The 12925-nt window shown below is 64.8% G+C and carries 8 protein-coding genes and 3 rRNA genes; 2 read left to right on the forward strand and 9 right to left on the reverse strand.

Annotation, left to right across the window (positions count from 1 at the left end; translation table 11 throughout):
- Positions 1 to 32 precede the first annotated feature (32 nt).
- The 3 genes from rrf to O7613_RS19000 all read right to left on the reverse strand — a co-directional run bounded on the left by rrf (position 33) and on the right by O7613_RS19000 (position 5229).
- Positions 33 to 149, reverse strand: a 5S ribosomal RNA gene (gene rrf, locus O7613_RS18990).
- 75 nt (positions 150 to 224) lie between these two features.
- Positions 225 to 3334 (reverse strand): 23S ribosomal RNA (locus O7613_RS18995).
- Between the two features lie 380 nt (positions 3335 to 3714).
- Positions 3715 to 5229: ribosomal RNA gene (locus O7613_RS19000) — 16S ribosomal RNA — on the reverse strand.
- Together the 16S, 23S and 5S rRNA genes form the textbook arrangement of a ribosomal RNA operon.
- Before the next feature lie 643 nt (positions 5230 to 5872).
- Between O7613_RS19000 and O7613_RS19005 the strand changes: the two genes are divergently transcribed.
- Positions 5873 to 6094 carry a hypothetical protein gene (locus O7613_RS19005; protein ID WP_281587077.1) on the forward strand — a complete coding sequence of 74 codons (222 nt, stop codon included), beginning with the start codon at positions 5873 to 5875 and terminating at the stop codon, positions 6092 to 6094.
- Positions 6095 to 6099: 5 nt separating this feature from the next.
- Here the strand turns inward: O7613_RS19005 and O7613_RS19010 are convergent, their stop codons facing one another.
- Both O7613_RS19010 and O7613_RS19015 read right to left on the reverse strand, forming a co-directional pair.
- Positions 6100 to 6897: a carbon-nitrogen hydrolase family protein gene (locus O7613_RS19010; RefSeq protein ID WP_281587076.1), complete on the reverse strand. Its 798-nt coding sequence runs from the start codon at positions 6895 to 6897 to the stop codon at positions 6100 to 6102.
- Positions 6898 to 6936: 39 nt separating this feature from the next.
- Positions 6937 to 7770, reverse strand: coding sequence for an EamA family transporter (locus O7613_RS19015; RefSeq protein ID WP_282289482.1), 834 nt, complete (start codon positions 7768 to 7770; stop codon positions 6937 to 6939).
- Between the two features lie 26 nt (positions 7771 to 7796).
- Here O7613_RS19015 and O7613_RS19020 point away from each other — a divergent pair, with 26 nt between their 5' ends.
- Complete coding sequence (locus O7613_RS19020; RefSeq protein WP_282289483.1) at positions 7797 to 8435, forward strand: XRE family transcriptional regulator; 639 nt, start codon at positions 7797 to 7799, stop codon at positions 8433 to 8435.
- Between the two features lie 23 nt (positions 8436 to 8458).
- On the opposite strand, the gene clpX is transcribed toward O7613_RS19020, so the two are convergent.
- The 4 genes from clpX to tig form a co-directional block, all read right to left on the reverse strand.
- Complete coding sequence (gene clpX / locus O7613_RS19025) at positions 8459 to 9751, reverse strand: ATP-dependent Clp protease ATP-binding subunit ClpX (protein ID WP_281587073.1); 1293 nt, start codon at positions 9749 to 9751, stop codon at positions 8459 to 8461.
- Between the two features lie 225 nt (positions 9752 to 9976).
- Positions 9977 to 10639 (reverse strand): ATP-dependent Clp protease proteolytic subunit, encoded by a 663-nt coding sequence (locus O7613_RS19030; protein WP_281587072.1) that lies wholly within the window; start codon positions 10637 to 10639, stop codon positions 9977 to 9979.
- Positions 10640 to 10653: 14 nt separating this feature from the next.
- The gene (locus O7613_RS19035; RefSeq protein ID WP_089158260.1) at positions 10654 to 11295 is read right to left on the reverse strand and encodes an ATP-dependent Clp protease proteolytic subunit; all 642 of its coding nucleotides are present in this window, start codon (positions 11293 to 11295) and stop codon (positions 10654 to 10656) included.
- A 174-nt stretch (positions 11296 to 11469) separates the two neighbouring features.
- A complete protein-coding gene (tig, locus tag O7613_RS19040) occupies positions 11470 to 12816 on the reverse strand; it encodes a trigger factor (protein WP_281587071.1) in 1347 nt (448 codons plus the stop codon).
- Between the last annotated feature and the right edge of the window lie 109 nt (positions 12817 to 12925).

The raw sequence follows: 12925 nt of genomic DNA on the forward strand, positions 1-12925 counted from the left end.
ACCCCGTGGGGGTGGCCCTGAACTGAAGGTTTGTCCGGCGGTGTCCTACTCTCCCACACCCTCCCGAGTGCAGTACCATCGGCGCTGGAGGGCTTAGCTTCCGGGTTCGGAATGTTACCGGGCGTTTCCCCTCCGCCATGACCGCCGTAACTCTATGAACATGTCAACCAACCCCTGGCGGGTGGTGTTTGTTCAGAGTTGCACAGTGGACGCGTAGCAGCTTGGTAGTCAAGTCCTCGGCCTATTAGTACCGGTCAACTGAACCCGTTACCGGGCTTACATTTCCGGCCTATCAACCCAGTCGTCTAGCTGGGGGCCTTACCCCACAAAGTGGGTGGGATACCTCATCTTGAAGCGAGCTTCCCGCTTAGATGCTTTCAGCGGTTATCCCTTCCGAACGTAGCTAACCAGCCGTGCCCCTGGCGGGACAACTGGCACACCAGAGGTTCGTCCGTCCCGGTCCTCTCGTACTAGGGACAGCCCTTCTCAAGTATCCTACGCGCACGGCGGATAGGGACCGAACTGTCTCACGACGTTCTAAACCCAGCTCGCGTACCGCTTTAATGGGCGAACAGCCCAACCCTTGGGACCTGCTACAGCCCCAGGATGCGACGAGCCGACATCGAGGTGCCAAACCATCCCGTCGATATGGACTCTTGGGGAAGATCAGCCTGTTATCCCCGGGGTACCTTTTATCCGTTGAGCGACACCGCTTCCACATGCCAGTGCCGGATCACTAGTCCCGACTTTCGTCCCTGCTCGACCTGTCAGTCTCACAGTCAAGCTCCCTTGTGCACTTGCACTCAACACCTGATTGCCAACCAGGCTGAGGGAACCTTTGGGCGCCTCCGTTACCCTTTAGGAGGCAACCGCCCCAGTTAAACTACCCACCAGACACTGTCCCTGAACCGGATAACGGTCCGAAGTTAGATACCCAAATCAACCAGAGTGGTATTTCAAGATTGCCTCCACCTATACTGGCGTATAGACTTCACCGGCTCCCACCTATCCTACACAAGCTAATTCAGATACCAATGTCAAGCTATAGTAAAGGTCCCGGGGTCTTTCCGTCCTGCCGCGCGTAACGAGCATCTTTACTCGTAATGCAATTTCGCCGGGCCTGTGGTTGAGACAGTGGGGAAGTCGTTACGCCATTCGTGCAGGTCGGAACTTACCCGACAAGGAATTTCGCTACCTTAGGATGGTTATAGTTACCACCGCCGTTTACTGGCGCTTAAGTTCTCCGCTTCGCCCCGAAGAGCTAACAGGTCCCCTTAACGTTCCAGCACCGGGCAGGCGTCAGTCCATATACATCGAATTACTTCTTCGCATGGACCTGTGTTTTTAGTAAACAGTCGCTTCCCCCTGCTCTCTGCGGCCATACAACGCTCCACCCGCGCGGGGCTTCACGTCTCCGGCCCCCCTTCTCCCTAAGTTACGGGGGCAATTTGCCGAGTTCCTTAACCACAGTTCGCCCGATCGCCTCGGTATTCTCTACCTGACCACCTGTGTCGGTTTGGGGTACGGGCCGCTCAGAACTCGCTAGAGGCTTTTCTCGGCAGCATAGGATCACTGACTTCACCTGAATCGGCTCGGCATCACGTCTCAGCCTACATGCGCCGCGGATTTACCTACGACACGGCCTACACGCTTACCCCGGCACAACCACCGGCCGGGATCAGCTACCTTCCTGCGTCACCCCATCGCTTGACTACTACCCGCCAGGTTCCCACGCTCCCCACAATCCGTCCGAAGACATCACGCAGTTCGGGTGGTTAGCACAACGAGGTTCATCAGGGACGCTCTTTCGCGGGTACGGGAATATCAACCCGTTGTCCATCGACTACGCCTCTCGGCCTCGCCTTAGGTCCCGACTCACCCAGGGCGGATTAGCCTGGCCCTGGAACCCTTGGTCATCCGGCGGAAGGGTTTCTCACCCTTCTTTCGCTACTCATGCCTGCATTCTCACTCGTGCCGTGTCCACAACTAGGTCACCCCGTCGCTTCACCCCCGGCACGACGCTCCCCTACCCATCCACACACCTGCACCTGATATCAAGACCAGACGAGGTTGAAATGTGAATGCCACAGCTTCGGCGGTGTGCTTGAGCCCCGCTACATTGTCGGCGCGGAACCACTTGACCAGTGAGCTATTACGCACTCTTTAAAGGGTGGCTGCTTCTAAGCCAACCTCCTGGTTGTCTATGCGACCCCACATCCTTTTCCACTTAGCACACGCTTAGGGGCCTTAGCTGGTGATCTGGGCTGTTTCCCTCTCGACTACGAAGCTTATCCCCCGCAGTCTCACTGCCGCGCTCTCACTTACCGGCATTCGGAGTTTGGCTGATTTCGGTAAGCTTGTGGGCCCCCTAGACCATCCAGTGCTCTACCTCCGGCAAGAAACACGCGACGCTGCACCTAAATGCATTTCGGGGAGAACCAGCTATCACGGAGTTTGATTGGCCTTTCACCCCTAACCACAGGTCATCCCCCAACTTTTCAACGTTGGTGGGTTCGGCCCTCCACGCGGTCTTACCCGCGCTTCAGCCTGCCCATGGCTAGATCACTCCGCTTCGGGTCTAGAGCATGCGACTAAAAAACGCCCTATTCAGACTCGCTTTCGCTACGGCTCCCCCACACGGGTTAACCTCGCCACATGCCACTAACTCGCAGGCTCATTCTTCAAAAGGCACGCCGTCACCCCGTAAGGCTCCGACGGATTGTAGGCGAACGGTTTCAGGTACTATTTCACTCCCCTCCCGGGGTACTTTTCACCATTCCCTCACGGTACTCGTCCGCTATCGGTCACCAGGAAGTATTTAGGCTTACCAGGTGGTCCTGGCAGATTCACGGCAGATTTCAGGAGTCCGCCGCTACTCGGGAACACCCACAGAAGACCAGCAGCTTTCACCTACCGGACTATCACCGTCTACGGTCAGCCATTCCAGACTGTTCGACTAACCACTGGCTTTGTAACTCCTCCAACAGATGTCAGTCTGTTGAGCAGGGTCCCACAACCCCGACCACGCAACCCCTGACAGGTATCACACGCAGCCGGTTTAGCCTCAATCCGCTTTCGCTCGCCACTACTCACGGAATCACTATTTGTTTTCTCTTCCTACGGGTACTGAGATGTTTCACTTCCCCGCGTTCCCCCCACACACCCTATGTGTTCAGGTGCGGGTGACATCACATGACTGATGCCGGGTTCCCCCATTCGGACACCCTGGGATCACAGCTTGGTTGACAGCTCCCCCAGGCCTATCGCGGCCTCCCACGTCCTTCATCGGCTCCTGGTGCCAAGGCATCCACCGTTCGCCCTTGACAACTTGACCACAAAGATGCTCGCGTCCACTGTGCAATTCTCAACAAACAACCAACCCACAACCCGACACGTCCCACACCAACAACCCGGCAACCGCCGGCGGTATGCGAGACCAGGCCATGCCTGGCGCCAACCCGAGACAACGCCTCGGACTTCGGCTCCGAAAAAACAACCACTGCGGATTGTTCCTTCAGGACCCAACAGGGTGCTTTGCGCTACTCCTCAGCCGCACCAGAATCTTCGCTCCCACCAACCCGAAAGCCGGCTGTACGAGAAGAATCGGCCGTTGCCGAGGAAAAACTGGCCAGTGTCTCCGCCATCCGAGCACCCCGCCACCACATTCGGGCAGCGCGGGCTCCATACCAGCCTTCGCTGGATGGTGCTCCTTAGAAAGGAGGTGATCCAGCCGCACCTTCCGGTACGGCTACCTTGTTACGACTTCGTCCCAATCGCCAGCCCCACCTTCGACGGCTCCCTCCACAAGGGTTGGGCCACCGGCTTCGGGTGTTGCCGACTTTCGTGACGTGACGGGCGGTGTGTACAAGGCCCGGGAACGTATTCACCGCAGCGTTGCTGATCTGCGATTACTAGCGACTCCGACTTCACGGGGTCGAGTTGCAGACCCCGATCCGAACTGAGACCGGCTTTTTGGGATTCGCTCCACCTCACGGTATCGCAGCCCATTGTACCGGCCATTGTAGCATGCGTGAAGCCCTGGACATAAGGGGCATGATGACTTGACGTCATCCCCACCTTCCTCCGAGTTGACCCCGGCAGTCTTCGATGAGTCCCCGCCATAACGCGCTGGCAACATCGAACGAGGGTTGCGCTCGTTGCGGGACTTAACCCAACATCTCACGACACGAGCTGACGACAGCCATGCACCACCTGTGACCGCCCCCGAAGGACCTTACATCTCTGCAAGTTTTGCGGCCATGTCAAACCCAGGTAAGGTTCTTCGCGTTGCATCGAATTAATCCGCATGCTCCGCCGCTTGTGCGGGCCCCCGTCAATTCCTTTGAGTTTTAGCCTTGCGGCCGTACTCCCCAGGCGGGGCGCTTAATGCGTTAGCTGCGGCACAGGGAACCGGAGAGGCCCCCCACACCTAGCGCCCAACGTTTACAGCGTGGACTACCAGGGTATCTAATCCTGTTCGCTCCCCACGCTTTCGCTCCTCAGCGTCAGTATCGGCCCAGAGACCCGCCTTCGCCACCGGTGTTCCTCCTGATATCTGCGCATTTCACCGCTACACCAGGAATTCCAGTCTCCCCTACCGAACTCTAGCCTGCCCGTATCGACCGCAGGCCTGGGGTTGAGCCCCAGGTTTTCACGGTCGACGCGACAAGCCGCCTACGAGCTCTTTACGCCCAATAAATCCGGACAACGCTCGCGCCCTACGTCTTACCGCGGCTGCTGGCACGTAGTTGGCCGGCGCTTCTTCTGCAGGTACCGTCACTTCCGCTTCGTCCCTGCTGAAAGAGGTTTACAACCCGAAGGCCGTCATCCCTCACGCGGCGTCGCTGCATCAGGCTTCCGCCCATTGTGCAATATTCCCCACTGCTGCCTCCCGTAGGAGTCTGGGCCGTGTCTCAGTCCCAGTGTGGCCGGTCGCCCTCTCAGGCCGGCTACCCGTCGTCGCCTTGGTAGGCCATCACCCCACCAACAAGCTGATAGGCCGCGAGCCCATCCCAGGCCGAAAAACTTTCCACCCAACCTCATGCGAGGCCAAGTCATATCCGGTATTAGCCCCGGTTTCCCGGGGTTATCCCAAAGCCTAGGGCAGGTTGCTCACGTGTTACTCACCCGTTCGCCGCTCGAGTACCCCGAAGGGCCTTTCCGCTCGACTTGCATGTGTTAAGCACGCCGCCAGCGTTCGTCCTGAGCCAGGATCAAACTCTCCAACAAAAACCTTCGTTGGACACAATGTCCTGACAACAAAATGTTGCCAAAGGAATCCCAACCAGACAGACCACAAAGGCCCGACCAGTCCGGGGTATAAAACAATTGGCACTGGCTTATCAAGCACCCTGTTGAGTTCTCAAAGAACAACCACACACCAACCAGAAGTCCTACACCGTAGGACCCCCGTTTGGGGCAACCTCTCGAACTTACCCGACTCGAATTTTGGTGTCAACCTCGCGTTTGAGGCGATCACTTTGGTTCGAGTCGACCCACGCTGACGCTCACCGTTTCCGGTGGTCGTGGCTGTCGTGGTTTGCGCCGGACCGGCCGGCGCCGCTTTCGCAGCAACCCGCCCGGCTCCCTGCCGGCTTATGCACTCTACCCGGTCGGCTTCGCATTCGCAACTCCGTGTCTCCGGAGTCTTCCTGCACCGCCCGAATCCTCAGTCTGGCTCGGCGTGACCGCCACCAACCTGGTGCCCGTTCTCAGCCGGTTTGACCCGGCGTCCCGCGTGCAGAGAGAAAGTTACGCGGACCGGCCCGGGAAGGCAAATCAATGATCGTCATTTGAATGACGCGTTGTCGTCCACGCAAAGGAACCCGTCGGGAGAGTCCGCGCCGGGTGTCGCCGTGCCAGAGTGGTCGGCATGGCTGACGTGTCCCAGCTCCCGGCGCTCGCCGAGGAGACTCTGCTCGGTCTCCTGCTGCCGTTCTGGCAGTTGGTCATCGGTGCCTTCGTGCTCGCCGTGCTGGTGCTGTCGGTGGGCCGCCTCGTCCGGCGCGGCCCCTCCCGCATGACCACCGCGCTGCTGATCACCGCGGCGGCGATCACCGGCCTCACCGTGGTGGGTGTCCTGCTGGGGACCTGACCCGCTCAGAGCCGGCGGTTGGCAAGGCTGGGTAGCTCCGCGCGGATGGTCCGGAGCCGATCGAGGTCAACCTCGGCCACGGCCAGCCCCGGGCCGTCGGCGACCTGGCTCACCACCGTCCCCCACGGGTCCACCACCATGCTCCGCCCGAAGCATGTCCGCCCCGGATCATGGTCGCCGGTCTGACCGGCCGCTGCTACGAAACACTGGTTCTCGATCGCCCGGGCCCGGAGCAGCACCTCCCAGTGGTCCCGCCCGGTGTGCATCATGAACGCGGCCGGCACGACCAGGAGCTCGGCGCCGCCGTCGACGGCGAGCTGCCGGTAGAGCTCGGGGAACCGCAGGTCGTAACAGATCGACAGACCGACCCGGAGACCCTCCACATCGACCACCACCGGCTTCTCCCCCGGCGCGACCGTGGCTGACTCCTGGTAGGAGACCCGGCCGGGGATCTCCACGTCGTACAGATGGATCTTCCGGTACGCGGCGGCGAGCGCGCCCTCACGGTCGAAGACCAGCGAGGTGTTCCAGGTGTGGGCCCGGTCCGGGCCGGCCTCGTGGAACGAGCCCGCGATCACCCAGAGGCCGAGCCGGCGGGCGGTCTCGGCGAAGAACCGCCCCACCTCGCCGTCGACCGGTTCGGCCGGTGGCATCCGGTCGGCACGGCCGAGGTAGTCGACGTACTCGGGCAGGAGGGCGAGGTCGGCGCCGGCCGCCGCGGCCCGGATCAGCAGGGCCTCGGCGGCGGCGAGGTTCGCCGCCCGGTCGTCACGGGTGTTGAGCTGGCAGACGGCGACGCGCATGAGATCGAGGGTACGGGCGCGGGCGGCCGGAGGACAGGTTCAGACGCTGGCCAGGACGAGCGCGGCGGCGGCGAAGCCGAGCCCGGCCAGCTGGACCGGCCGCAGCCGCTCCCGGTCGACGGCGAGCGCGAGCAGGACGGTGCTCGCCGGGTAGAGGGAGGCGATGGCCGCCACCACGCTGAGGTGGCCACGTCCGGCGGCGGCCAGGAAGAGCGCGTTCGCCGCGGAGTCGAGCAGTCCGGCGGCGGCGGCCCAGCCGAGCACCCGGCGGCCGAGGCGCAGGCGGGCGCCGGTGCGGGCGGCGAGCGCGAGGCCGAACGCGATGGAGCTGACACGCACCGCGAGCACCGGCCACATGCCGGCGCGCTCGTCGGCCTGGCCGAGCAGGGCGAAGAAGACGCCGAAGAGCAGACCCGCGGCGAGGGCGATGCCGACCACCCGGCCGGAGACGCGGCCGGCGCCGCCGCGCTCGCCCAGGCTGACGAGCGCGATCGCCACCACCGCGAGCCCGGCGCCACCGAGCGCGACCGCGCCCGGGGAAGCGGCGAAGACCAGCCCGGCGACGATCGGCACCACCGCGGCGGTGATCGCGGTGACCGGGGCCACGACCGACATGACGCCGGTGGCCAGCGCGCGGTAGAGCAGCATGACGCCGGCCGCGCCGGCCACCCCGGCGAGCAGGCCCCACGCCAGGTCGGCCTTGCCCGGGGAGCCGGGTACGACGAGCACCAGGACGATCAGCAGCGGCAGGCTGAGCAACTGGGACACCACGGTCACGGCGATCGGGTCGGCGTGCCGGGACGCCTTGCCGCCGGAGAAGTCGGCCGTGCCGAACGCGATCGCGGAGACCGCGGCGAGCACAATGGGAAGCATACCGCAGTCGTACCATAATAGTGACCGTGAAGGACAGTATGATGACCGACACCGGCGGGCGGGTGGGCGCGGTGACCGCTGCGGTCGCCCAACAGGTACGCGAGTTGCGGGCCACCCGCGGCTGGTCCTTCGAGGAACTGGCCGGCCGCTCCGGAGTGAGCAAGGGCATGCTGGTGCAGATCGAGGGCGGACGGACCAATCCGAGCATCGGCACCCTCTGCCGCGTCGCCGACGCGTTCGGCGTCAGCATCGCCCGGCTGCTGGAACCGGCCGAGGAAGCCCCGGTGCGGATCACCCCGGCGGACGAGGCGCCGGTGCTGTGGCGCGGCGAGCACGGCGGCGCGGCGCGTCTGCTCAGCGGTCTCGGCGAACCCGACCTGGTCGAGCTCTGGGACTGGCGGATGCGCCCCGGGGAGGCGCTGCGCTCCGCCGACCACGCACACGGCACCCGGGAGGTCCTGCACGTGCTGAACGGCGCCGTCACGGTCACCGTCGACGGCGTCGACCATCAGGTCGGCGCCGGCGAGACGGTCGGGTTCCACGCCGACCGGGAACACGGTTACCGCACGGCCGGCGACGAGCCGGTGCGCCTGATGATGGTGGTGGTCACCCCGTCGGGCGAGTGGGACCGCCGAACCCGGTCACGCGGACCGCGCCCGAGCTGACCCGGGCGCGGTCGCGACGACGATCAGGCCGACTTCTCCTCGCGGTCCCGGCGGCGCCGGCCGGTGAACTCGCGCGGCACGATCGTCGGGTTGACGTTCTCCAGGACGGCCTCGCGGGTGATCAGCACCCGGGCGGCGTCGGGGTTGCTCGGCACCTCGTACATCACGGAGAGGAGCACCTCTTCCATGATGGCCCGCAGGCCGCGGGCGCCGGTGCCGCGGAGCATGGCCTGGTCGGCGATGGCTTCCAACGCCGGCTGCTCGAACTCCAGCTCGACGCCGTCGAGCTCGAACAGGCGCTGGTATTGCCGGACCAACGCGTTGCGCGGCTCGGTGAGGATCTGGACCAGGGCACCGCGGTCGAGGCTGCGCACGTTGGTGATCACCGGGAGTCGGCCGATGAACTCGGGGATCAACCCGAACTTCAACATGTCTTCCGGCATGACCTGGCTGAAGATGTCGTCGGTGGACCGCTCCGACACCGACCGGAGCCGGGCGCCGAAGCCGGTGCCGCCGGAGCCGGTGCGGGCCTCGATGATCTGGTCGAGGCCGGCGAACGCGCCACCGCAGATGAACAGCACGTTCGTGGTGTCGATCTGGATGAACTCCTGGTGCGGGTGCTTCCGGCCGCCCTGCGGCGGCACATTGGCGACCGTGCCCTCAAGCATCTTGAGCAGCGCCTGCTGCACACCCTCGCCGGAGACGTCCCGGGTGATCGACGGGTTCTCCGACTTGCGGGCGATCTTGTCGACCTCGTCGATGTAGATGATGCCGGTCTCGGCGCGCTTGATGTCGTAGTCCGCGGCCTGGATGAGCTTGAGGAGGATGTTCTCCACGTCCTCGCCGACGTAGCCCGCCTCGGTGAGCGCGGTGGCGTCGGCGATCGCGAACGGGACGTTGAGCATCCGGGCCAGGGTCTGCGCCAGGTGGGTCTTGCCGCAGCCGGTGGGGCCGAGCAGCAGGATGTTGGACTTGGCCAGCTCCACGCCGTCGCTGCCGGAGCCGGGGGCGCCGGCCGCCTCGGCCTGGATCCGCTTGTAGTGGTTGTAGACCGCGACGGCGAGCGCCTTCTTGGCCTGCTCCTGACCGACGACGTAGTTGTCGAGGAACTGGCAGATCTCCATCGGCTTGGGAAGCTCTTCCCACTTCACCTCGCCGGACTCGGCCAGCTCCTCCTCGATGATCTCGTTGCAGAGATCGATGCACTCGTCGCAGATGTAGACCCCGGGGCCCGCGATGAGCTTCTTGACCTGCTTCTGTGACTTGCCACAGAAGGAGCACTTCAGTAGGTCGCCGCCGTCACCGATCCGTGCCACCTACGTTCTCCCTGCACTCATCGGCCGAAGCGCCGGCCCTGACCTGCGAGCGCCTCGGCGCTCGTCCGTCCTGTCGTGTCACCATGCTGCCGGATCCACCGATCCGACCCCGGAGCGGTACAGACCCGACGTTACCCGGTGGCCGGGTTTTCTCCGACCCCCAAAACGGGTGTGTCAGAGGCCGGCCGGGATCGATGCCCCGGCCGACCTCCGAACCACAAGTGCTCAGCCCGCGGCGTGAGTCGCCAGCAGGCCCTTCTTACGGCTGGTCAGGATGGTGTCGACCAGCCCGTAGTCCTTCGACTCCTCGGCCGTCATGATCTTGTCACGGTCGATGTCCTTACGGACCTGCTCGATCGGCCGGTTGCAGTGTCGGGACAGCATGTCCTCCAACTGCGTCCGCATCCGCAGGATCTCCCGGGCCTGGATCTCGATGTCCGAGCCCTGGCCGTAGCCGCCCTCGGTGGCCGGCTGGTGGATGATGATCCGGGAGTTGGGCAGCGCCATCCGCTTGCCCGGGGTGCCGGCGGCGAGGAGCACCGCCGCCGCGCTGGCCGCCTGCCCGAGGCAGACGGTCTGGATGTCCGGCCGGACGTACTGCATCGTGTCGTAGATCGCCGTCATGGCGGTGAAGGAGCCGCCCGGCGAGTTGATGTACATGATGATGTCGCGGTCCGGGTCGGTGCCCTCAAGCGTCAGCAGCTGGGCCATCACGTCGTTCGCCGACGCGTCGTCCACCTGGACCCCGAGGAAGATGATCCGGTCCTCGAAGAGCTTGTTGTAGGGATTCGACTCCTTCATCCCGTACGACGTGCGCTCGACGAACGACGGCAGGACGTAACGGTTGTGCACGGCCGCGAACTGGGGCGGCAGGCTCAGGTCGGTCATCGTCAGCTCCTCGATCAGCTCAGGGTCCCGGCGCCATCCGGAACCTGCGCGGCCCCGATGATCACCTTGTCGATGAAGCCGTAGTCCATGGCCTCCTGGGCGGTGAACCAGCGGTCACGGTCCGAGTCCGCCTCGATCTGGGCCTGGCTCTGGCCGGTGTGGTGCGCGACCCGCTCCTGGAACATCCGCTTGGTGTAGAGCATCTGCTCGGCCTGGATCGCGATGTCCGACGCGGTGCCGCCGAGCCCACCCGAGGGCTGGTGCATCATGATCCGCGCGTGCGGCAGGGCGTAACGCTTGCCCTTGGTGCCCGCGCACAGCAGCAGCTGGCCCATGGAGGCGGCCATGCCCATCGCCACGGTGGACACGTCGTTGTCGATGTATTGCATGGTGTCGTAGATCGCCATGCCGGAGTAGACCGAGCCGCCCGGCGAGTTGATCCAGAGGAAGATGTCGCGGTCCGGGTCCTCCGCGGCGAGCAGCAGGAGCTGCGCGCAGATGCGGTTGGCCACCTGGTCGTTCACCTCGCTGCCGAGGAAGATGATCCGTTCCTTGAGCAACCGGTTGTAGACCGAGTCGTCGAGGTTGCCAATGGAGTCGCCACCGCGGGCCTCGATCGCCCGGAGCGACTTCTTGGGGATGTGCATGTCGGTCATGGCAGCCCTTCGCTCTCCGTACCGTCCTGTCCGACACTAACCGCTCGGCCTCCGGGCGCACTCCCGGTCGGGGCACTGTTCGCTCTCAGCGCAGTCACCCGTTCGGCGTACCCCGGAAAGGGTTTCGGCCGCCGCCCGGCGCGCAGCGCGGGACGGCGGCCGTCACCGGAACGATCAGTGCTGGTGGTCGTGCTCGGCCTCGTTCTGGGCCCGCAGGGCGTCGAGGGAGACCTCGTTGCCCGCGGAGTCCTTGATCTTGATCTTCTCCATCACCGCGGCCAGCGCCTTGCCCCGGCGGACGTCACCGAAGACGGCCGCCGCGGCGCCGGAGCGGGCGAGCTGGTCGTAGTACTGCTGCGGGGCCATCCCGGCGCGCTGCGCCCGGTGCACGATCTCGTGCCCGAACTCGTCGTCGGAGACCTGCACGTCCTCCGCGTCGGCAAGCGTGTCCAGCAGGAGCTGGATCTTGACGCCGTCGGTCGCGGCCTCGGTCAGCTCGGTGTCGATCTGCTCCTCGGTCTTCTCCTCCGCGGCGAGGTATTCCTCCAGCGAGGCGCCGATGCGCTCGAGCTGGTCGACCATCGCGGCCTTGCGGCTCTCGACCTCGTCCTTGACGACGCCCTCCGGCGCCGGCACGTCGGCGGCGGCCACCAGCTGCTCCAGGGCCTTGTCGCGGGCGGCGTAGATCTGCTCGACCTGCTTGCCCCGGGTGACCCGCTCCCGCAGGTCGGCGCGGAGCTCCTCGATCGTGTCGAACTCGCTCGCCATCTGCGCGAAGTCGTCGTCCAGCTCGGGCAGCTCCTTCTCCTTGACCGTGCGGACGGTCACCGCCACCTCGGCGTCCCGGCCGGCGTAGTCGCCGCCCACGAGCTGCGTGGTGAAGGTGGTGCTGTCGCCGGCGGCCAGGCCGACGAGCGCCTCGTCCAGGCCCGGCAGGAGCTGCTTGCTGCCCACCTCGTGGGAGATGTTGCTCGCCGAACCGCCGGGCACGTCCTCCCCGTCGACCGTGGCGTTCAGGTCGATCTGGACGAAGTCACCCTCCTGGGCGGCCCGCTCGACGGTCTTCAGCGTGGCGAACCGCTCACGCAGGCTGCTGACCTGCTCGTCGATCTCGCTGTCGGCGATCTCAAGCTCGTCGACGGTCACCTCGATGGTGGCCGGGTCCGGCAGGGTGATCTCCGGGCGGACGTCGACCTCGGCGGTGAAGTTGAGCGAGTCGCCGTCGTTGAACTCGGTGATGTCGACCTCGGGACGGCCGAGCGTCTTGAGGTCGTGCTCCCGGACCGCGGCGAGGATGTTCTGCGGAATGGCCTCCTGGATCGCCTCGTTGAGGACGGTCCCCCGGCCCACCCGCTGGTCGATCACCGCGCTGGGAACCTTGCCCCGGCGGAAGCCGGGAACCTGGACCTGCTGGCCGATCTCCCGGTACGCCTTCTTGAGGCTCGGCTCGAGCTCGACGAACGGCACCTCGATGGCGAGCCGCACGCGCGTCGGGCTCAGAGTCTCGACGGTGCTCTTCACAGGCGTACTCCTTGACGGATCTGGGTGTTGAAGTCTGGGGCGGGATTGCGCGCATCGAGTGTAGGCGAGTCGGGCTGCGGCGTCGGCAGCGCCCGGGCACCACACGGAG

The sequence above is a fragment of the Micromonospora sp. WMMD975 genome, assembly GCF_029581215.1.
Taxonomy (GTDB): domain Bacteria; phylum Actinomycetota; class Actinomycetes; order Mycobacteriales; family Micromonosporaceae; genus Micromonospora.

Bases quoted from the DNA above. Each gene is read 5' to 3' on its own strand.
- O7613_RS19035 (WP_089158260.1), bottom strand. From the start codon at position 11,295: ATGACCGACATGCACATCCCCAAGAAGTCGCTCCGGGCGATCGAGGCC.
- O7613_RS19015 (WP_282289482.1), bottom strand. From the start codon at position 7,770: ATGCTTCCCATTGTGCTCGCCGCGGTCTCCGCGATCGCGTTCGGCACG.
- O7613_RS19030 (WP_281587072.1), bottom strand. From the start codon at position 10,639: ATGACCGACCTGAGCCTGCCGCCCCAGTTCGCGGCCGTGCACAACCGT.
- O7613_RS19005 (WP_281587077.1), top strand. From the start codon at position 5,873: ATGGCTGACGTGTCCCAGCTCCCGGCGCTCGCCGAGGAGACTCTGCTC.
- O7613_RS19010 (WP_281587076.1), bottom strand. From the start codon at position 6,897: ATGCGCGTCGCCGTCTGCCAGCTCAACACCCGTGACGACCGGGCGGCG.